Source organism: Lonepinella sp. BR2474, assembly GCF_051851555.1.
Lineage (GTDB): Bacteria > Pseudomonadota > Gammaproteobacteria > Enterobacterales > Pasteurellaceae > Lonepinella.
In genome coordinates this window covers 434541-454343 of record NZ_JBPDVH010000001.1, presented here as the reverse complement: position 1 = coordinate 454343, position 19803 = coordinate 434541, and the positions used below count along the sequence as shown (strand labels likewise).

Annotated in this window: 20 protein-coding genes; 6 read left to right on the top strand and 14 right to left on the bottom strand. The window is 39.9% G+C overall.

Going from position 1 to position 19803, the window contains the following annotated elements:
• Positions 1–38 precede the first annotated feature (38 nt).
• Positions 39–2195, top strand: a complete 2157-nt coding sequence (locus ACTG7Q_RS02250; RefSeq protein ID WP_439240399.1) for a FepA family TonB-dependent siderophore receptor — start codon at positions 39–41, stop codon at positions 2193–2195.
• Positions 2196–2378: 183 nt separating this feature from the next.
• The gene (locus ACTG7Q_RS02245) at positions 2379–3281 is read left to right on the top strand and encodes a DMT family transporter (RefSeq protein ID WP_439240397.1); all 903 of its coding nucleotides are present in this window, start codon (positions 2379–2381) and stop codon (positions 3279–3281) included.
• Between the two features lie 35 nt (positions 3282–3316).
• On the opposite strand, the gene ACTG7Q_RS02240 is transcribed toward ACTG7Q_RS02245, so the two are convergent.
• The 5 genes from ACTG7Q_RS02240 to ACTG7Q_RS02220 all read right to left on the bottom strand — a co-directional run bounded on the left by ACTG7Q_RS02240 (position 3317) and on the right by ACTG7Q_RS02220 (position 7896).
• On the bottom strand, positions 3317–4366 hold the full coding sequence (locus ACTG7Q_RS02240) for an NAD(P)-dependent alcohol dehydrogenase (protein ID WP_439240395.1): 1050 nt from the start codon (positions 4364–4366) through the stop codon (positions 3317–3319).
• A gap of 32 nt (positions 4367–4398) precedes the next feature.
• The gene (locus ACTG7Q_RS02235) at positions 4399–5184 is read right to left on the bottom strand and encodes an HpcH/HpaI aldolase family protein (RefSeq protein ID WP_439240393.1); all 786 of its coding nucleotides are present in this window, start codon (positions 5182–5184) and stop codon (positions 4399–4401) included.
• 182 nt (positions 5185–5366) lie between these two features.
• Positions 5367–6365, bottom strand: coding sequence for an LLM class flavin-dependent oxidoreductase (locus ACTG7Q_RS02230; RefSeq protein WP_439240391.1), 999 nt, complete (start codon positions 6363–6365; stop codon positions 5367–5369).
• 103 nt (positions 6366–6468) lie between these two features.
• Entirely contained in the window at positions 6469–6897 is a 429-nt protein-coding gene (locus ACTG7Q_RS02225) for an organic hydroperoxide resistance protein (RefSeq protein ID WP_439240389.1), read from the bottom strand.
• 156 nt (positions 6898–7053) lie between these two features.
• Positions 7054–7896, bottom strand: a complete 843-nt coding sequence (locus ACTG7Q_RS02220; protein ID WP_439240387.1) for a helix-turn-helix domain-containing protein — start codon at positions 7894–7896, stop codon at positions 7054–7056.
• 150 nt (positions 7897–8046) lie between these two features.
• Here ACTG7Q_RS02220 and ACTG7Q_RS02215 point away from each other — a divergent pair, with 150 nt between their 5' ends.
• From ACTG7Q_RS02215 to ACTG7Q_RS02205, 3 genes are all read left to right on the top strand, one after another.
• Positions 8047–9360 carry an aldehyde dehydrogenase family protein gene (locus ACTG7Q_RS02215; protein ID WP_439240385.1) on the top strand — a complete coding sequence of 438 codons (1314 nt, stop codon included), beginning with the start codon at positions 8047–8049 and terminating at the stop codon, positions 9358–9360.
• 186 nt (positions 9361–9546) lie between these two features.
• Positions 9547–10098 (top strand): NAD(P)H-dependent oxidoreductase, encoded by a 552-nt coding sequence (locus ACTG7Q_RS02210; RefSeq protein ID WP_439240383.1) that lies wholly within the window; start codon positions 9547–9549, stop codon positions 10096–10098.
• 111 nt (positions 10099–10209) lie between these two features.
• Positions 10210–11082, top strand: a complete 873-nt coding sequence (locus ACTG7Q_RS02205; protein ID WP_439240381.1) for an AraC family transcriptional regulator N-terminal domain-containing protein — start codon at positions 10210–10212, stop codon at positions 11080–11082.
• Positions 11083–11131: 49 nt separating this feature from the next.
• Here the strand turns inward: ACTG7Q_RS02205 and nfsB are convergent, their stop codons facing one another.
• From nfsB to ftsB, 9 genes are all read right to left on the bottom strand, one after another.
• Positions 11132–11782 carry an oxygen-insensitive NAD(P)H nitroreductase gene (gene nfsB / locus ACTG7Q_RS02200; protein WP_439240379.1) on the bottom strand — a complete coding sequence of 217 codons (651 nt, stop codon included), beginning with the start codon at positions 11780–11782 and terminating at the stop codon, positions 11132–11134.
• A 125-nt stretch (positions 11783–11907) separates the two neighbouring features.
• Positions 11908–12831 carry a glycosyltransferase gene (locus tag ACTG7Q_RS02195; protein ID WP_439240378.1) on the bottom strand — a complete coding sequence of 308 codons (924 nt, stop codon included), beginning with the start codon at positions 12829–12831 and terminating at the stop codon, positions 11908–11910.
• Between the two features lie 197 nt (positions 12832–13028).
• Complete coding sequence (locus ACTG7Q_RS02190; protein ID WP_439240376.1) at positions 13029–13682, bottom strand: FkbM family methyltransferase; 654 nt, start codon at positions 13680–13682, stop codon at positions 13029–13031.
• Between the two features lie 268 nt (positions 13683–13950).
• On the bottom strand, positions 13951–15162 hold the full coding sequence (locus ACTG7Q_RS02185; RefSeq protein WP_439240374.1) for an ATP-binding protein: 1212 nt from the start codon (positions 15160–15162) through the stop codon (positions 13951–13953).
• Between the two features lie 174 nt (positions 15163–15336).
• A complete protein-coding gene (locus ACTG7Q_RS02180; RefSeq protein ID WP_439240372.1) occupies positions 15337–16281 on the bottom strand; it encodes a glycosyltransferase in 945 nt (314 codons plus the stop codon).
• Positions 16282–16289: 8 nt separating this feature from the next.
• Positions 16290–17138, bottom strand: a complete 849-nt coding sequence (locus ACTG7Q_RS02175) for an FkbM family methyltransferase (RefSeq protein ID WP_439240370.1) — start codon at positions 17136–17138, stop codon at positions 16290–16292.
• 14 nt (positions 17139–17152) lie between these two features.
• A complete protein-coding gene (locus ACTG7Q_RS02170; RefSeq protein ID WP_439240368.1) occupies positions 17153–18046 on the bottom strand; it encodes a DUF5672 family protein in 894 nt (297 codons plus the stop codon).
• A 71-nt stretch (positions 18047–18117) separates the two neighbouring features.
• Positions 18118–18843: a 2-C-methyl-D-erythritol 4-phosphate cytidylyltransferase gene (gene ispD, locus ACTG7Q_RS02165; RefSeq protein ID WP_439240366.1), complete on the bottom strand. Its 726-nt coding sequence runs from the start codon at positions 18841–18843 to the stop codon at positions 18118–18120.
• The gene (ftsB, locus tag ACTG7Q_RS02160) at positions 18843–19121 is read right to left on the bottom strand and encodes a cell division protein FtsB (RefSeq protein ID WP_439240364.1); all 279 of its coding nucleotides are present in this window, start codon (positions 19119–19121) and stop codon (positions 18843–18845) included. Before ftsB ends, ispD begins: the two co-directional genes overlap by 1 nt.
• Positions 19122–19285: 164 nt before the next feature.
• Between ftsB and ACTG7Q_RS02155 the strand changes: the two genes are divergently transcribed.
• Positions 19286–19798 (top strand): hypothetical protein, encoded by a 513-nt coding sequence (locus ACTG7Q_RS02155; RefSeq protein WP_439240362.1) that lies wholly within the window; start codon positions 19286–19288, stop codon positions 19796–19798.
• Positions 19799–19803 lie beyond the last annotated feature (5 nt).

Genomic DNA, 19803 nt, shown 5'->3' with positions numbered 1-19803 from the left:
ACGATAATAATTTCTCTTTACTAAATCGGGAAGCCAGAATGAAAATCAATAAAACGAAACTCACCCTTGCGGTGTTAAGCGTATTAGGCGCAACCAATACTTTTGCTGTTGAGCAATTAGAACAAATTAACGTAACTGCTGAAGATCAAGTGAAACAGTCTTTAGGGGTGTCCATTGTTTCTGCAGAGCAATTAGAAAAACGCCCTGCGCAAAATGATATTTCAGAAGTGCTACGCACGATGCCAGGGGTGAACTTAACTGGTAACTCTGCTACTTCAAATCGTGGTAATAAACGTCAAATTGATTTACGTGGCATGGGGCCAGAAAATACCTTAATTTTGATTGACGGTAAACCCGTCACCTCACGCCAAGCAGAACGGATGGGACGCTCTGGTGAACGGAATACTCGTGGTGACTCTAACTGGGTGCCTGTTGAAGCCATTGAGTCTATTGAAGTATTGCGTGGTCCTGCCGCCGCTCGTTATGGTTCAGGTGCTATGGGCGGTGTGGTCAATATTAAAACCAAACCGACTACGGATAAATTAACCGGTAGCGTGACCTATTACACTAGTCAGCCAGAAGATAACAAAGAGGGAGCGACTAGTCGTGTTGGCTTTAATTTAAGCGGCCCAATTATCAATGATGTATTGAATTTCCGTTTATATGGTAACTACAATAAAACTAAAGCCGATGCACTGGATATTAACGCTGCGAATAACAGCAGCAATACGCTGATTTCTGGCCGTGAGGGTGTACGCAATAAAGATATTTCAGGTCGTTTGGATTGGAAACTTAACCCAAATCATCAACTTCGCTTGGATGCCAGTTACAGCCGTCAAGGCAATATTTATGGCGGTGATACCCAAACAAGTGCGATCATCAGTACTACTTCTGCATTAATTAATCAGTTAGCTGGTTCAGAAACCGCTCGTTTATATCGTCAATCTTATTCCCTTACCCATACAGGGAATTATAGTTGGGGGGATAGTGAAACTTATGTGAGTTGGGATCGCACCACTAATAGCCGTATGAGTGAATACTTAACTGGTCGTGTGGAGGGGTCTTATGATTCAACTGAAATCACTGACAGTGTGCTGAAAAATACTCGTGTAGGTACGGAATTCCATATCCCATTTACTGCAGGATTGGAGCAAATGTTAACGGTTGGTGCGGAATTTACCCATTCTCATTTGGATGATGCTAACTCATTGAAAAATGAATTAAATGCAGGGGAAAACTACGCTAGCTTTAGCAATACACGCCCATCTAATATTTCACAAAAAGAATGGGCTGTTTTTGTGGAAGACAATATTGCTTTGGCTGACAGCACGTTCTTAACGCCTGCTATTCGTTATGATTATAATGATCACAGCGGTTCAAACGTCAGTGGCGGCGTCAACTTTGCCCATAACTTTACCGATGCTTTAAAAATGAAAGGGGGGATCGCTCGAGCTTATAAAGCACCGAACCTTTACCAAAGTAACTCAAACTACATGATTACTAGTTATGGTTACGGTTGCCCTATTGCCGATGGTTTTGTGAATTGTGCCATGTTGGGTAATGATGATCTCAAACCAGAAACCAGTTGGAACAAAGAAATTGGCTTGGAATATCAACATAATGCCCTTTCTGCGTCTTTAGCTTATTTCCATAACGACTACCGCAATAAAATCGCTGCGGGTACCACTGTTGTTGGCCAAACCAGTATTGGCAGAAATATTTATCGTTGGGAAAACGTGAAAAAAGCGGTGGTATCGGGTTTAGAGGGAAACTTAACCCTCCCATTGATTGAAGACAAATTGCAGTTAGTCAATAACTTCACTTACATGATTGAATCCAAAAATAAAGCGACAGGGAACCCTCTTTCAGTGATTCCGAAATATACCATTAATTCTAGCTTAAATTGGATCATTAATGATATGTGGGATACCAACTTGACTTACACTCAATATGGTCGCCAAAAACCACGTTCTAACCAAGAAATTAATAACGACACTCGTAACTGGAATGAAACAGAACTTGGCAGTTATGCGATTTTTGGCGCAAACGTCGGTTTTAACTGGAACAAAGCATTGAGCATGCGTGTTGGGGTGACCAATATGTTTGACAAACGAATTTTCCGCAGTAATCAAGGTGCCAACTCCTACAATGAGCCAGGCCGTGCTTACTACATGACAGCAAAATACAGTTTCTAATGTTGTAATGAAGACATAAACCAGCTTTCGGGCTGGTTTTTGTTTTAAGTGAAATGCGCACTAAAAAGTTCGGTTTATTTTTACTGATTATTTTCCTTTTGATTTATTTGCTGAAATTACACCGCACTTTTGTGTAAAATAGCGATGCTGTCAATCGATCAAAAACACAATATAGGAACCATTATGTCATCGCTTTTTTGCAAGATAAAACAAGCGTTACCCTTACTCCCCTTTTTGATGCTCCCTCCTCTATTTTGGGCGGGTAATTTTGCTGTAGGGCGGGCAGTGCGGGCGGATATTCCCCCTTACACCTTGTCTTTTGGGCGATGGATGATAGCCCTCATTGTGTTGTTACCTTTTATTCTAAACACCATGCAACGAGATTGGCCGCAATATCGTCAATATTGGGGGCGAATTATTACGGTGTCAATTTTTGGTGTGGCAGCCTTTAATACATTAGTTTATAAAGGCTTACACAGCACCACAACCACCAATGCGATTTTGCTTAATTCCTGTATTCCTGTGTTAATTATGTTGATTGGTGTGTTGTTTTATCGGCAAAAAATTAAACTTATGCAAGCGCTTGGTTTGGCGATTTCCCTGTCGGGTGTTCTGGTCATTGTATTGCAAGGACAATGGTCGAATTTTATTGCACTGTCGTTTAATACGGGGGATATTATCGTGTTTAGTGCCATGATCTGTTGGGCTATTTACACCCTATTGATGAAAGATATCCCCACCAGTATTGACCGAAAAGGGTTAATGGGGGTGCAGATTATGATTGCGTTAATCTCGCTTTTCCCATTATTTTTATGGGAACAATTACAAAGCACACAGGGGATAATATGGAACCATTCTACTTTGTTAGGCTTGGCTTATGTGGGGATTTTCCCATCGGTGATTGCGTATATTTTATATAGTATGGCGATTCAAAAAGTGGGCCCCGTCATATCAGGATTATCGATTCATTTAATGCCAGTCTTTGGCGTGTTGTTGTCGGTGTCATTACTGGGCGAGAGTTTTTACTTATACCATCTGTGTGGCATTGGATTAATTGCGTTAGGATTGGTGTTATCGCAAAAATAACAAAAAAAATGACCGCACTTTAGCGGTCATTTTGGTTATAAACTATTGGCTATATCAATCACAAAGCGATATTTCACATCACTTTTCAGCATACGCTCATAAGCATCGTTAATATCCGCCATATTGATCATTTCCACATCTGACACAATATTATGTTCACCGCAGAAATCTAACAACTCTTGCGTTTCTTTAATACCGCCGATAAGCGATCCTGCGATTGAACGTCTACCGAACACTAATGGTGCGGTTGAAAGTTCAGGGTGATTGCCTATTAGTCCAACGAAGACCAACGTGCCGTCTAAGGCAAGAGTCGGCATATAAGGATTGACATCGTGGCTGTATGGTACGGTATCAATGATTAAATCAAACTGATTTGCTGCCGCTTTCATCTGTTCTTCATCGGTTGAAACGATGATTTGGCTTGCCCCTAAACGCAACGCATCTTGCGATTTTTCAGGGGAACGCGTGAACAATGCCACTTCCGCACCCAAAGCTTTCGCCAGTTTAATCGCCATATGCCCCAAACCGCCCAAGCCGATAACCGCCACTTTTGAGCCTTTGCCCACGTTCCAGTGGCGAAGTGGCGACCAAGTGGTGATCCCTGCACACAACACTGGCGGCACGGCTTTGGCATCTAAATTTTCAGGCACGCTTAATACAAAGGCATCGCTCACGGTGATTTCTTTGCTATAACCGCCGTAAGTCGGGGTGTGATCGTGGCGATCGTGTCCGCCATAAGTTTGGGTTGAACCCTGTTCGCAGAACTGTTCTAAATCCTGCTGGCAAGGGTTGCAAGTGCGGCAAGAATCCACTAAACAGCCCACGCCCACTAAGTCGCCCACTTTAAATTTGCTCACGTCCGAGCCAACCGCTTTCACACGTCCAACAATTTCGTGCCCTGGTACAACGGGGAATTGCGACACGCCCCAGTCGTTGCGTGCCATATGTAAATCCGAGTGGCATACGCCTGTGTAGAGAATGTCAATTTGCACATCGTCCGCACGCAAAGCACGGCGTGGTACATTAAAAGGAACGAGTGGCTGGTCAGCCGCGATGGCTGCGAAGCCTTTTACAGTGTAAGTCATAGAGTTTTCCTTTAATTAAATAATTCGTTAAATTATAGCACCGCTTTGTAACTGGCAAGAGTGTTCATCGCCATTGTTTTCAGCAGCCCAGTATCCGCCCCCACGCCCAAGAAACGCACACCCATATCCGCATATTTTTTCGCCTGTTCAGGGGTTAAAGCAATCGTGCCGACAATCACGCCAAGCTCTTGGATACGCTTAATCATATAATCCATTGCCGCTTCCACTTCTGGGTGAAAAATGTTCAAACCGTGCCCCATATCTACCGCCAAATCAATCGGCCCTAGGAAAATCGCCCCCACGCCTTTGGTGGTCGCAATGGCTTCCAGATTTTCCATACCCTTTTTGCTTTCAATTTGCAAAATCATCATCGATTCGGCTTCAATGCGATCTTGATAATCCATATACGCCCCAAAACGGCTGGCACGCACAGCAGGCGCCCCCATTCCACGATTGCCCCGCCCAGGGTAGCTCGCCCAGTACATAATCTGTTCGGCTTCTTCGCCTGTTTCCACTTTCGGGAAAATGATATTTTGCACGCCACTGTCCATTAACTGTTTGATAATGCCAGAGTTTGCATCAGGCACACGCACCACTGGGGTCATTCCATAAGGGGCGATGGCACGGCACGCCTCTAAAATAGTTTGAATGGTATGTGGCCCGTGTTCGGCATCAATAAATAACCAGTCGTAATTGGTGGTCGCCAACACTTCCGCCACGTCTGCCGATGTGGTTTCAAAGCCCACACCAAATTGTAATTTGCCTGCTTCTACATTGTGTTTGAAGCTGTTGTGAAGATAATCTTGTAAAATTGCCATAGTTAAACTCGCTTGTGTTTGTTGATATGGGGTATTTTAAGGGGAATGGGGATTTGGTGGTAGAATGATTGAGTAGGATAGTTGCCTGATTCTCTAAATTTGCAAGAAGTCTAAGAAAAAAGATCGCACATTTGCCTAATTCGCTAAATGTGCGGTCAATTTTTTGAACCATTTTGCAAATACTATTTCACAACATCAGCCAACAACTCATAACTTCTATGCTGTTTCACTTCATCAAAAATATAGCTCACTGCCATTAATTCTTCAAATTCCACTTGCTTGCGGAATTCTTGTAGCTGTTGTTTTACGCTCTCTGGACTGCCGATAAAGGAACACGAAGTCATAGATTTCACCGCTTGTTGCTCTTGCCCCATAAATGGCGATTGATGAGTTTGCCAAAAGGCTTGTTCAGATACAAATAGCGGTTGCAGTTGTTGCATATTGCCTGTAACAATGCCACGGAATAACTGGGTTTGGCTAGTGGCTAGACTGTCGGCTTCTTGTTCGGTATCTGCCAAAATCGCATTTGCCCCCACAATCACATAAGGCTTATCCAACACCGCTGACGGTTTAAATTGTGAGCGATAAATTTCTACTGCCATTTCTAAAAAACGGGGGGCAAAGTGTGAAGCAAAGGCATAAGGCAAACCAAGCTCGGCGGCTAAATAAGCAGATTCAGGGCTAGACCCTAAAATAATCATCGGCACATTTTGCCCGATTGCCATATAGGCTTTGACGTTATCATTACGGCTATCTTCGCTAAAATAACGGCGAAGTGTAGCAATATCTTCAGCAAAATCAGGATTAATATTGCCTCGTCTAAGAGCGGCAGCGGTCCGCATATCCGTTCCCGGGGCGCGTCCTAAACCAATTTCTACTCGGTTAGGATAAAGCTGGCTTAACGTGCCATATTGTTCAGCAACCTGTAATGGGCTGTGATTAGGCAACATCACGCCTCCCGCTCCCACGACAATTTTCTGAGTATTTGCCAACGTATGCTGAATGAGTAATTGAGTAGAACTGCTCGCCATATTCGGCATATTGTGGTGCTCAGCAATCCAATAACGGCGAAAATTCAATCTTTCCGCTAGTTGAGCAAGGCGAGTCATGGAATCGACAGCTTGTACAAAATTTTGCCCTTGACGTAAGGGAACTAGATTTAATATTGAAAGATTAAGCATGGGATTTCCTTATTTCAGTTGGACTGAAAACGTAAAAGCGCGGTGTAATTTTGTTAATATTTTACCATTAACAAAACTATACCGCTTGCCTAATTATCTACTATTAGAGATCAAACGACTGAATTAAATTCACGTGCAAGCGGGTTTCCACATTACCATGCACCGCATTGGAATATGGGCAAACTTGGTGCGTACGTTCAATTAACTGGCGTGCTTGCTCTTCATTGATCCCAGCCACTTCAATGGTAATATCAATATCTAATGAGAATGTACCGTCTGGTTTTTGACCGATACCAACGCCCACTTTACTTTTTGATGAAGTCGGTTTAATGCCTAATTGTCCAGAAACTAAGTTCATAGCACTGTCAAAACACGCGGCATAACCCATTGCAAAAAGCTGTTCTGGGTTTGCGCCTTTTTTGTCGGTTTCTTGGAAAGAGACTAAATCAAAACCGAGTGTTCCGTCATCTAACTGTGTACGACCTGAACGACCGCCAACCGCTGTGGCACTAGTGCTGTAAAAAATTTTCATCTTGTTACTCCGATAAATTAAAGGGTGAATATGCTATTCCGCTGTGGAATGGGTGTATTATAGAGCGTGATGAAAATTTGGGTTAGCCTGTTTCGTTAAGAAGTTTGCCTAATTCTATAAATTTTCAAAAAGTCCAAAAAAAACACCGCACTTTACCTACCCTAAAAAATTCTGCCGAAACCCCATTGCTGTTTCGCCGCTTTGTTGCTTAAAAAATTTGCCGAAATGGCTGTTATCGTTAAAGCCGAGTTGATAGCCGATTTGGTTTACCGACAGGTCGCTGTACGCTAACAGGCGTTTGGCTTCTAGTATAATGCGTAGATTGATTAGGCTTTTGGCGGATTTGCCTGTAATGGTTAAACAGGCGTGCGTTAGGCTTTTTTCGGTGCAGGCGAGTTGTTCGCTGTAAGTGGCAACGTGGTGATACTGCCTGAATTGCTGTTCTAGCAGTTGGCGAAATTGTTTGACACGTTTTTGGCTGATGCGTTCACGCACGGGGCTTTGGCTTTGTTGTTGCAATAAATGAATTTGCGACAGCAAGGCACACAGCAGATGTTGCTGTATGTTTTGGCTTTGTTTAATGGCTTGATTAAGCAAGGGAATATAATGCAAAAAATAGTCGGTTTGGGCTTCATTTAACGGCAATGCCCCGTGCCACTGCTGAAAATCCTGTAAAAAATCGCTGTCTAGGGGCAATAAAGTCGGCGAAAATTCCAGTAAATAGCCTTGCCAGTCCGAGCTAAAATCCAGCTCTATCACTTGCATAGGGTGCAGTAAATTGACCGATGCCCCTTGTTGGCGTTGCGGTTCAAAATCCTGCTTGTAGCGGACTTCCCCCTGACAGACAAACACCAGCTTATAAAAATTGGCACGATAACGAGTAAGTAAAGCCTGCTCTGGGTTAATTTGATTAAGAAATTCAGCAATTTGCCTTTCATTTAATAAATTAAGATAGCTAGATTGTGGATCAGGCAACTGATTTAGATTGATAATGTTCATAGAATTTCCTTGTTTTGGCATATTTTAGCAAAAATGGTCGTTTTGTACCATACAAACGGCATTTTTTGCCTGTTTTATCTACAAAAATCACCTTAAAATACACTCACTTTATAATGAAGTACCTATTTAACCTGACAAGAGGAAAAGCAAATGTCAAACATCATTGAAAAAGTTCAAGCTCAACGTAACTATTTTAATACAGGTGCAACCAAACCGATTGCGTTTCGTAAACAACAACTTGTGCAATTAAAAGCATTGTTAGAAGAAAATCAAGAAGTGATTTTTACCGCCTTGAAAAAAGATTTAAACAAACCACAAAATGAAGTGTTAATGGCAGAAATTGAGCCGTTAATCCACGAAATTGATTATATGTTGGAAAATGTGGAACAGCTTGCCCAGCCTGAAAATGTAGAATCGCCCGAGCTGTTCCAGCAGTTCGGTGCAGGTGTGTATGAAAGCCAAAAAATCTACGAACCTTATGGCGTGGTGCTTAATATTTCGCCTTGGAACTACCCTGTGCAGTTGTCTATTTCCCCGGCAATCGGGGCGATTGCGGCAGGCAATACTGTGGTGCTAAAACCGTCTGAATTGACACCGCACACATCGCAAGCTCTTGATGATTTGATTGCCAAATACTTTGCCCCTGAATATTTCACCGTAATTCAAGGCGAAGTGGCTGAAACCACGGCATTATTGAAACAAAAATTTGATTATATTTTCTTCACAGGCAGCGTGCCAGTGGGCAAAATTATTATGGAAGCGGCGAGCAAACACTTGACCCCTGTAACCCTTGAATTAGGCGGTAAAAGCCCAGTTATCGTGGATAAAACTGCGAACTTAGCCGAAGCAGCAAAATCCTTGGCGTTTGCCAAAACATTTAACAGCGGACAAACGTGTATCGGCCCAGATTATTTATTCGTGCAAGAAGAAGTGAAAGATGAGTTTTTGGCATTGCTTAAAGCGGCAACCGAGCAATTGCAAGGCGAAAATCCATTTGCAAACTGCGTGCAAATCGTGAGCGAACGCCATTATCAACGTATGGCAGGTTTCTTAAACGAAGGCAAAATTGTCATCGGCGGTCAAACCCAGCCTGAACAGCGTAAAATTTTGATGACGGTGTTAGACGACATCACTTGGAACGACAGCGTAATGCACGATGAAATCTTTGGCCCAGTGTTGCCGATGATGACCTTTAAAAATATTGATGACGTGATTGCCCAAGTTATCAATCGTCCAAAACCGTTGGCGTTGTACTACTACACCGAAGATCGCCAAGCAGAAGAAAAAGTGTTGGCACAGGTTTCATTCGGTGGCGGCGGTATCAATGGCGCATTCCTACACGTTTATAACCATCACTTGCCTTTCGGCGGTGTGGGCGATAGCGGTATGGGTAACTACCACGGTGCGCAAAGTTTCTATCAACTTAGCCACGAAAAAGCGGTAGTAAAACGCCGTATTGCTTAATTTGCACTTTGCCCCAAAAAAATGACCGCACATTTGCCTAATACTACAAAGTGCGGTCATAAATAAACCATTTTTATATTGAGAGAATTGATTATGTCAAACAAAGCAAAAGGCGATGTGAAATATCGTTTTGTGATTGATATGCAAAATAGTTTTTAACTCAAACCTACAATTAAGGACTTCACAATGTCAAACGTACTTATTATTTCAGGCCACCCTGATTTACAACAATCTACCGCCAACCGCACCATTTTAGACGAGCTAAAAAAAGCCCTGCCAAATGCCGAAATCCGTGATTTAGGGGCGTTGTATCCGAATTATCAATTTGATATTGAAGCGGAACAAGCAGCGTTATTAAAGGCTGATGTGATTGTGTGGCAATTCCCGATTCACTGGTATCACCTGCCTGCGATTTTGCAAAAATGGCTGTCTGATGTGTTCACTTTCGGTTTTGCTTACGGTACAGCCACACAATTAGCTGGCAAAAAATTGATTTTGTCTTGCACCACAGGCGGTGCAGAAGAAGCCTATCAACATGGTGGCGCACAAAATTACACCATTGAAGAATTGAGCAACGGACACAAACAAACCGCTAATTTATGTGGCTTGGAATTTGGCGGTATCGTGCATTCAGGCAGTATGTTGTATATTCCAAATTTTAACAGCGAAGATGATTTAAAAGCGGTGCAAACCAAAGCGGTGAAACACGCCGAGCGAGTGATGGCGTTGATTAAATAGTTGCAAATTGACTGAAAAAATCACCGCACATTGTGATGATGTGCGGTTTTTGTTTGCCTAATCCCCCAAAATATCGCACAATATCCCAAACCCCACATTAAGGATTTTAAAATGCTTTCTACTCAAATCATTCAATCCCTACTTGCCATTTGCCCCAAAAACAGTGTTTGGCAAACGCCGATTGACGGCTTGTTTTTGCACCATTTAGACAATCCCACCGCCAGTAATGCTTTTCGTCAGCAGCCGAGTTTATGCGTAATGTTAATGGGCGAACGCCAGCTGTGTATCGGTGATGAGTGCAGTCGCTTTAATCAAGACAATATGAGCCTTTGCCCTGTCAATACACCTGTGATGATGACAGTTGAACACGCCACGCCGAATAAGCCCTATTTTGCCTTGTCGCTACAATTTGATTTGGCAATGGTTGCCAAAGTGGCTGGGCAATTAGACTTGCATAATCCGCTAAAAAATACTGTTCAACCCAAAGACTTTCTCACCCTATTTAACCCAAATCAAGAACTCATCAACGCCCTAGAACGCTTGCTTGCCTTGCTGTATACTCCAAGCTTTGAACAAAAAATAGCCATTCTCGCCCCACTCTATTTGCAAGAAATTTACTATTATCTACTCACTAGCCCACAAGGCGAAAAACTGCGAGAGTTGTGCCGACAAGGTAGTCATGCCGAACGGATTTTTAAGGCAACTACTTGGCTGAATGATCATTTTAGTGAACCGTTGAATATTGCCGAATTAGCGAGTTTGTGTGGAATGAGTGAATCGGGTTTTTATCAACATTTCCGCCAAGTTACCCTGCAAAGCCCCTTGCAATATCAAAAAAATCTGCGTTTAACAGAAGCACAAAACCAAATTAGGCAAGGTAAAGATTCTATTGCTCAAATTGCTTATAACGTAGGTTATGAAAGCCCAAGCCAGTTTAGTCGGGAGTATAAACGGTATTTTGGTAGAGCGCCGAGTGAGGCGTGAGGTGAAAAATACCCCTTAATTTAAACCATAAATTAAGGGGTATTTAGTATTATGCTTGAGTAAAAATCACATCATCTGCCAAACGAGATTTTGGTAATTTCGCATTGAAATCGTCTTCTGCACGGTAGCCGAAAGACACTACGGCTAAGGCTTGGTAGCCTTTTTCTTTTAAGCCAAATTCTGCATCTAAAGCTGCCAAATCCACACCTTCCATCGGAACGCTGTCAATGCCAAGAGCGGCAGCGGTCATCAAGGTGAAACCTAAGTTTAAGTAGGTTTGGCGTGCGAACCATTCTGGTTCATCTTTTAAGTTGTTGCGGTGAATGCCTAAGAATAAGCGGCGAACGTCATCACCTGTTTTCTTGTCTTCGGCTTTGGCATAACGACCGTCTTGGTCTTCTTTTTCTAAGATTGCGTTTAACAATTCTTCGCTTGCTTCAATCGCACTTGCAAAAACTACAACGTGTGAGGCATCTAACACTTTGTTGGTGTTGAAAGGGAAGTTTGCAAAGGCTTTGGCAATGCGAGCTTTGCCTGCATCGTCCGAACCGACCATAAAGTGCCAAGGTTGAATGTTCACGCTTGACGGGCTTTGACGTAGTGCATCTTGAATATTCGCCCAGTCTTCGGCTGAGATTTTGCGAGCAGGGTCAAAGGCTTTGGTTGAGTAGCGTTGTGCGGTAAAAGTTGATGTATTCATAAAAATATTTCCAAGTTTGAATGATTAAAAGGGCGGATATTATACTGTATTTTTCAGTATTCTATCCGCCTATTTCTATGATTATTTGTAAAAGTGCGGTGATTTTTTTCAAGTATTTTGCAAAGTTAATCCAGTAACTTAATTTCCGCATCACCTTTTACAACATAATCAAAATTCTGTTGATAAATTTGCTTAGCAAGCGGTTGGAAATAATTTATCGGCAGGCTAACAATCATTTCCCAGTTTAAACTTTGGTAAAAATCAAATAAATTATTGCCAAAAAATACATTAGTTCGCATATCGGTAAAAATGCTATAATAATCAAAATAACCGCCGTACCCTAAACGTATCCAAGGTTTATATTGAATAGAAAAATGCAACACTTTAGGGAATATAAATTGCTTTTGATTTTGTTCGAGAAGTTGGGTCATATCACGATATAAATAAATCACTTGGTAATTGTAGCTGTCGTCTAATACTAAAAACTTGTTTTTAAGAAAATGATTTAATACATCTTGATCAGGATATTTTAAATCTGGATTTTTTAAAGTTACATGAACCAGATCTTGTTCATTAAGATCATATAAATCCGAATTAAAAAACATCACGCCTGAATTAAAATAATGGGTGTTGTTGGTTGGAATATGCACCGATGAATCATAAACTGCCGCCACTGCCTGTTTATTTTCAGCCATTTGTTCAAATACTGATTCTAAATTGCCATTCACCACTAAATCAATATCCAAATAACACCAGCGATTGTCGTTTTGATATTGAAATAAACGTGGAATAAAATAGCGAGCAAAGGCAATATTAGTAATATAATTTTGATGATCGTATTGTGGCAAATGTTCTTCCGTTAAGTGGTAATGATAAAACTTGCTGTTTCGGCGTTTTAAAAATAGAGCGATGTCGGTAGTGAAATATTCAGGTAATTCTTCACTATGAAATAGAAAAATATTCACATTTTCGTGATAACACATCACCGATTTCAACACAGTTTCAAAGTGCGGTAAGTAGTTTTTATCGGCAGCAAAAACAAAGTTCATTTTAAGGTTCTCTTGCTAAAATCTAGTGTAATTTAAGATGTTTTTGGAAAAATCCAGTTTAATCTAAGATGGCATCGTAAATTAAACTAGATTTTATGCTTTTTCAAGGGTTTTTGCTGTTTTTTTAGACGAAAAAGTGCGGTATTTTTTTGCTGACTTTTTGCAAATTGATCCTGAATTTTTACCGCACATTCCGCCTACAAAATTTCAATCGGTCTCACTTGCTCTAATTCAAACTCTGCCACGGGCTGTAAAAAATCGGGAATGATGACATCGCTGTCTTTATGAAAACAAATAAAGTTAATATCCGTTAAGCCAAATTTTTTTTCTTTGGAATTGTGGAAATTTTTAACTTGATAGCGATTTGATATAAACCAAAAACAGCGATAATTTAACCTTTCTAATAAGGTTTTAATAGCTTGAAATGTTGTTTCTTGCACTTCTACAAAAATAATAGGTTTATGTTTTGCAATTAAATTTCTTGCACCGTTAATCACATTTAAATCAAAGCCTTCGGCATCAATTTTTAATAATTTAAGCGAAGTTAATTTTTGAATTTCAGCGTGTTGATCTAGCGGAATAATCGGTAAAAATTCTTTTTCTACCTTGCCCGTAAAATTGCCTTCGCTGTTAAATCCGTCATTTAAAGAATACGATCCATAATTCCACGCAATTTGATAATTTGTACTTTCAATTTCACGAATTTCACTTTTATCGCTAATACCAAGTTGATAAGCGTACACATTTTTTAAGTCGTTTAAGGCAATGTTGCAACATAAATATTGATAAATAACACGTTGCGGTTCAAAGCAAAATAATTTGCCGTTAGGAATGGATTGAGCTAATGGCACAGCGTGTAAACCAAGATTTGAGCCAACTTCAATTACGTTATCACTTACGGATAAGATTGATTGAAAATATACAACTTCTACTTCTGACCATTCTCCATATTGTTTGCTGGTTTCTGAAATTACATCGCAACAGGATAATAATTTAAAAAATCCGTGTTTTAATTTAAAAACATCATTCAGAATATGCTGTTTGCTGTTTGCTGTTTGCTGTTTGCTGTTTGCTGTTTGACATAATTACATCTCTTAATTTAAATAGTTTACTACCGATTTACCACGCCATTTGTAAAAAATCTACAATATGGCAATGTTTTACGCCGTCTATATTTTCATTGAATAATTCGTCCATTGTAATCACATATTTAGGGTAATGATCGTTAATGCTTTGCAAAGGCGAAAATTCACGCTGAATGGTGTGTTCACTTTCTAATTTATAAGAAACTTGAACATAAATTTTTTCTTGCTGTTTTTGGGCGATAAAATCAATTTCTTTATCGCCTAATTTGCCGATATAAACCTGATAACCACGCCGTTTAAGTTCTAAATACACGATATTTTCTAAAATGCCAGCAATTAAACTGCTACGAAACCCCATTGTGGCATAAAGCAGGGAAATATCGCCTAAATAAAACTTTTCCTGTGTTTTTAAAATTTCTTTGCCGTGAATATCAAAACGGCTGACTTTATGCAAAATAAAGGCACTTTCTAGGGCGTTTAAATAATTATAAACCGTGTTTAAATCCACTTTGCGTTGTTGGCTTTTAAAATAATCGGCGACATTTTTACCTGAAAAGGTATTGCCGATATTATCAAAAGCATAGCGAATAATACGTTCTAATAATTCCACATCACGGATTTTATGCCGTTGTACCGTATCTCGCAAAATTACCGAAGTATAAATATCTTGCACGATTTTATACGCGGTTTCTTCATTAAAATCAGCAGTATGAACCACAGGAAAACCGCCTTTTTTGAGATATTCATTAAAATATTGCAATGGGGAAAATCGCTCTGCGGAATAATGCTGCTTAAAATCTAAAAATTCTAAAAAAGAGAGTGTAAAAATCGGAATTTCAATATAACGTCCTGCCAAATAAGTAGAAAGTTCGGACGATAATAAATGTGAATTTGAGCCAGTGAGATATAAATCCACATTAAAATCAACCATAAAGGCATTGATGGCTTTTTCCCATTCGTTCACTTCTTGGATTTCATCAAGCAAAATATAATATTTTTGCTGTGGTTGGATTGTATTTTGCACAAATTGATACAGTTTTTCGGCAGTTTTTAATTCTGCCACGGAAAAACTTTCAAAATTGAGATAAATGATTTGCTCGCTCAGCACACCTTGTTGCAACAATTCATCTTGCAACATTTTAAGCACGGTTGATTTACCCGAACGGCGTAAGCCTGTAATCACTTTGATTAGGGGCTTATCTATGAACGGTTTGAGTTCGGCAAGGTAGTTTGGGCGTTTAATCATCACAAATCCTTAGGGGTATAACCATAAAAACTTCATTATAAACAAAAGTTTTTATGGTTACAACCATAAAAACTTACTAAAAATACCAAGTTTTTTTGGTTATAACCATAAAAACTTCGTCTATATGTTCACCTAATCTGACGTGGGGTCAAAATTTTCTGCCATTTTGCAAATTCAATCCAAAATTTCCACATCAGCAATGCCTTGGATTTCGTAATCAAAATTTTGTTTAAAAAGCTGTTTTACGATCGGTTGGAAATAATTTAACGGCATCGTTAATATTTCATTCCACGGTAAGTTTTCATAAAAGCGATGAATATTTGCAAAATGGAATACTGTGCTTTTATAATTATTGATAAAGCCGTCATCTTCACTATGATTCTTAAAACCTAAATAAATCTGGCTATTTCTGATTTGCCAAGGTTTAGTATTGCCCGTAAAATGAATAATTTTAGGAAAATGAAATTGTGTTTTTGTGCCTTGTTTGAATTTAATCATATCCATAATATAGGCGAGTTTTTGATAATTATAGCGATTATCTAGGCGGAAATAATCAGCTTTTATAAGATGATTTAATACGTCCTGATCGCCTTGTGTATATTGTGGATTATCAAATGTGGTTTGTAATAATATTTTTTCGTCTAACTGCCATAAATCTGAATTTAAAAACAAAACCCCTGCGTTAAAATAAGGGCTGTTCATTTTACTGAGGCGATCGTCGGCATTTTGAATAGCTGCAAGGGCAGGTTGTTCGCTCTGTTGCATTAAATCAAAAACGTGGCGTAAATCGCCATTTACCACTAAATCAATATCTAAATAACACCAGCGGTTGCTTTTTTGATAGGGAAATAAACGGTTTATGAAATAGCGAGCATAAGTTGTACTGCTGATATATTCATTGCTTTTTAATCCTGATAATTCTTCTGGGGCTAAAAAATAATGAAAAAATTCGCCTTTGCGTTGTTTCACGCAATAGCCTATTCGTTCTAAAAATTCGTTATCAATAGGTTCGCTGTGAAATAAAAAGATATTCACATTTTCGTGGTAGCACAACAGCGATTTTAATACGGTCTCAAAATGCGGTAGATAATTGTTGTCGGCAGCGAATACGAAGTTCATTTTAAGTCTCACATTGTTTGAATTTCTTTTACAAAATCAAGCATTGGATCAATCACTGGTTGTAAAAAATCTGCAATCGGCACATCACTTGCTTGATGATAACAAACAAAATTCCAGTCTAAAATATTTTCTTCCTCTCTGTTTGGTGCGTGGAAAAAATTATTTTTTTGATAGCGATTTGTGGCAAACCAAAAACAGCGATAACTCCAACTTTCTAATAGGGTTTTTAATTGCTCAATAATATCTTTATGCACTTCTACAAATATCACTGGCTTATGTTTTGCAATTAAATTTTTCGCTCCTAAAATCGTGTTGAGTTCAAATCCTTCGGCATCAATTTTTAATAATTTTAGCGAAGTTAATTTTTGAATTTCTGCGTGGCTATCTAAGGTGAGAATTGGTAAAAATTCTTTTTCTACCTTGCCTGTAAAATTCCCTTCACTGTTAAATCCGTCATTTAAAGAAAATGAACCATAATTCCACGCAGTTTGATAGTCTGTACTTTCAATTTCGCGAAGTTCATTTTTATCACTCACACCTATTTGATAGGCATAAACGTTGGTTAAATCGTTTAGGGTGATATTGCAACATAAATGTTGATAAATTATACGTTGCGGTTCAAAGCAAAATAATTTTCCGTTGGGAATGGCTTTGGCAATCGGAATGGCGTGTAAGCCAAGATTTGAGCCGACTTCAATTACATTATCATCGGGCGATAATAAGGATTTAAAATGCATTACTTCCACTTCCGACCATTCGCCGTAACGTTTAGCCGTATAGGAAATTAAATCTTTGCAGGATAATAATTTAAAAAAGCCGTGTTTGAGTTGATAAACATTATTTAATGGAGTTGTCATAAATTTCTCCGCTTTTAATTCAAATCCATATTTACACGATAACCTAATTGATTTAACCATTGAATGATTGCAATGACATTCGGGTGATTCTGCCAGTCTTTTTCTAACTGTGCAATAATGGGTTTAAAACTGACTTCATTCACACCTGTTAGATGTAAATATCTATAATGTAAACCGAGGCACTGCGTTAATTCTGCTTGTAATACCCCTAATATGTAAGGTGTTTCTATGGAAAATTGCGTTGCTGTGCGGCGATCGGCAAATTTTATGCCGTGTTGAGTGAGTTTTTCACGGTTCAAGCCTGTTAAAAAAGTATCTTCATTGTAAGTTGGAAATTTCCATTGCGTTTCCAGTTTACCATCTTTAAAAACGGTATCTGGCGGCGGAATAAAAACGGGTAACTTTAATTCCGTGGCAATATTTAATAGGCGTTTACTGCGTAAAGAAAAGCCGCCATTTAACGTTTGTTGATGATTGGGCGGGGAATAGTCAAAATGTTGCCCGTTGATTTTTTTGATCCAACATTGCGAATTTTCTAACGTGATACCACGTTCATCTCGGATCACAAAACTCGGTACGACTGAACCGATAAAATCGTAATTAAAAAACTCATCTCGCCAGTTTTTGCCATTCACAACCCAGCCGTCTGGTTGGACGATTAGGCAAAATTCAGTATCAATCACCTCTTTTAACGCATACAACACATAGAGATTGTATTCCATATAGCTGAATTTTTTGCAGGGAATGTGCTTGATGTGTGCAGGCAAGTTGGCAGGGCGAGTTGGACTAATAAGCAAGCCTTTCGCCCCTTGAAGTTCAAGGCAACTGCGTTCAATGGCGTACATTGAACCTTGGGTGTAGTTTTCATCGCCAGTTAGGCTGATGATGGTGAGGTTTGAGAAATTCATTGCGGTCTATTTTCTTAATGTTTGTTTTTTAGGTTTCTTGATGAGTATTGTGGTTCATATTTGATGGTATATTAACGTTGGGATAAATAAAATTCAGCCAAGGCTAAGTCTTCAGGACGTGTTACTTTGATATTGTCGGTTCTACCCGTCACTAAGTGCGGTTGAAATCCTGAGAGTTCCATGGCGGAGGCCTCATCGGTAATGGCTAATCCTTGTTGTAATGCAGTTTGTAATGCTTTACGTAATAAATCCACAGGAAAAAATTGCGGGGTTTGGGCAAGCCAAATGTGGTTGCGGTCTTCAGTTTGTTGAATTTGTTGTGTGGCCGTGGCTCGCTTGATGGTATCGACGGCTGGAATGGCCAGAATTGCACCGTTGGGATCTTGGATGGCCAATAATTGATCAATATCTGTGTGGGTTAAACAAGGTCGTGCGGCATCATGCACAAGTACCCATGTATTGTCGCTTGGTACAATATGCGTTAATCCGTTGAGTACGCTGTCGGCACGGGTTTCGCCACCTTGAACCAGAACAATGCGAGGATCGTTTAAAAAAGGCAAATCGGCTAAATAGGGATCATGGGGCGCCACGGCTAAAATCACTTGTTCAATCTGGGCGGGGTGAGTGAGCAAGGCGGTGACGCTGTGTTCTAAAATCGTTTTGCCTTGAATACACAGATATTGTTTGGGTTTATCCGCTTGCATGCGAGCGCCAATACCCGCTGCTGGCACGACAGCCACAATTCGGCGAGGGGACGTGGCGAAAAGTGCGGTGAATTTTTGTTGATTTTTTGCCATTATTTATTTTCTTTTACAATGCGATAAAAGGTTTCGTTAGGTTTGACCATTTCGTATTGTTGTCTGGCTCGTTCTTGAATGGCGTTCACGCCATCTTTTAAATCATTGACTTCCGCTAAAATGAGCTGATTGCGTTGTTCGAGTTTTTTATTTTCTTCTTTTTTTAGCGCAATGTCTTCGCTAGCCTGTTGGTTATCCAAGTAGCCATTTTTACCGAACCAAAAATCGTATTGGAAAATCAGTAATACCGCAGTAAGGAGGAGAATTAATAAGCGCATAATCTTGTTTATTGTTCTGAATAAAGTGACGCTTATAGTTTAGGGGAAAAAGGCGCATAAAACAAATACAAAATATAGATTGGCGATAAATCGAGGCTTTTTGTTGGTGATATGGCGGACTAGCGTTATAATGTGGAACAAGTCGTTAGTCGAAAGGAGGACTTATGTTAAAAAAATTATCACTGATGTTGGCGGTGGCCTGTTTGGTTGGCTGTTCATCAGTGACGTCTTATATTCCGTTTATGGGCAGTGAGAAAACCGTGATTAATTTGGATAAAGAACAGATTGATCAGAAATCTTATGCGGTGGCTTATTCTGCGGCGGCACAAACCTATAAAGGCTCGGTGAAAGACGATTATGATGTCAATTCGTTTACCAGTGGGGTGAATGATTGGTATTTAGGTAGAATTTTAGTGTCGGTGGAACAAGTGAAAGCCAAATTGGCCTCGGGCATTGATAGCAATGTGCATGCGTATTATAGCGGCGTGGTGTTTGCCTCTGATTTGCAGAATAATTTTAGTCGTTTAAGTGCAGATTGTTGGTCTAAAATTGATCGTCCAAGTATGACACAGGGGATTTATGATGCGATGCGTGATCTGCAAAAAGATCGTGTAAAATCGGAAGATGATGAATACTTGAGCAAAGGCAGTGAAGAGTTGCTCAGTGTTTGTAAATAACGTGG

Bases quoted from the DNA above. Each gene is read 5' to 3' on its own strand.
- ACTG7Q_RS02250 (WP_439240399.1), top strand. From the start codon at position 39: ATGAAAATCAATAAAACGAAACTCACCCTTGCGGTGTTAAGCGTATTA.
- ACTG7Q_RS02245 (WP_439240397.1), top strand. From the start codon at position 2,379: ATGTCATCGCTTTTTTGCAAGATAAAACAAGCGTTACCCTTACTCCCC.
- ACTG7Q_RS02240 (WP_439240395.1), bottom strand. From the start codon at position 4,366: ATGACTTACACTGTAAAAGGCTTCGCAGCCATCGCGGCTGACCAGCCA.
- ACTG7Q_RS02235 (WP_439240393.1), bottom strand. From the start codon at position 5,184: ATGGCAATTTTACAAGATTATCTTCACAACAGCTTCAAACACAATGTA.
- ACTG7Q_RS02230 (WP_439240391.1), bottom strand. From the start codon at position 6,365: ATGCTTAATCTTTCAATATTAAATCTAGTTCCCTTACGTCAAGGGCAA.
- ACTG7Q_RS02225 (WP_439240389.1), bottom strand. From the start codon at position 6,897: ATGAAAATTTTTTACAGCACTAGTGCCACAGCGGTTGGCGGTCGTTCA.
- ACTG7Q_RS02220 (WP_439240387.1), bottom strand. From the start codon at position 7,896: ATGAACATTATCAATCTAAATCAGTTGCCTGATCCACAATCTAGCTAT.
- ACTG7Q_RS02215 (WP_439240385.1), top strand. From the start codon at position 8,047: ATGTCAAACATCATTGAAAAAGTTCAAGCTCAACGTAACTATTTTAAT.
- ACTG7Q_RS02210 (WP_439240383.1), top strand. From the start codon at position 9,547: ATGTCAAACGTACTTATTATTTCAGGCCACCCTGATTTACAACAATCT.
- ACTG7Q_RS02205 (WP_439240381.1), top strand. From the start codon at position 10,210: ATGCTTTCTACTCAAATCATTCAATCCCTACTTGCCATTTGCCCCAAA.
- nfsB (WP_439240379.1), bottom strand. From the start codon at position 11,782: ATGAATACATCAACTTTTACCGCACAACGCTACTCAACCAAAGCCTTT.
- ACTG7Q_RS02195 (WP_439240378.1), bottom strand. From the start codon at position 12,831: ATGAACTTTGTTTTTGCTGCCGATAAAAACTACTTACCGCACTTTGAA.
- ACTG7Q_RS02185 (WP_439240374.1), bottom strand. From the start codon at position 15,162: ATGATTAAACGCCCAAACTACCTTGCCGAACTCAAACCGTTCATAGAT.
- ACTG7Q_RS02180 (WP_439240372.1), bottom strand. From the start codon at position 16,281: ATGAACTTCGTATTCGCTGCCGACAACAATTATCTACCGCATTTTGAG.
- ACTG7Q_RS02175 (WP_439240370.1), bottom strand. From the start codon at position 17,138: ATGACAACTCCATTAAATAATGTTTATCAACTCAAACACGGCTTTTTT.
- ACTG7Q_RS02170 (WP_439240368.1), bottom strand. From the start codon at position 18,046: ATGAATTTCTCAAACCTCACCATCATCAGCCTAACTGGCGATGAAAAC.
- ispD (WP_439240366.1), bottom strand. From the start codon at position 18,843: ATGGCAAAAAATCAACAAAAATTCACCGCACTTTTCGCCACGTCCCCT.
- ftsB (WP_439240364.1), bottom strand. From the start codon at position 19,121: ATGCGCTTATTAATTCTCCTCCTTACTGCGGTATTACTGATTTTCCAA.
- ACTG7Q_RS02155 (WP_439240362.1), top strand. From the start codon at position 19,286: ATGTTAAAAAAATTATCACTGATGTTGGCGGTGGCCTGTTTGGTTGGC.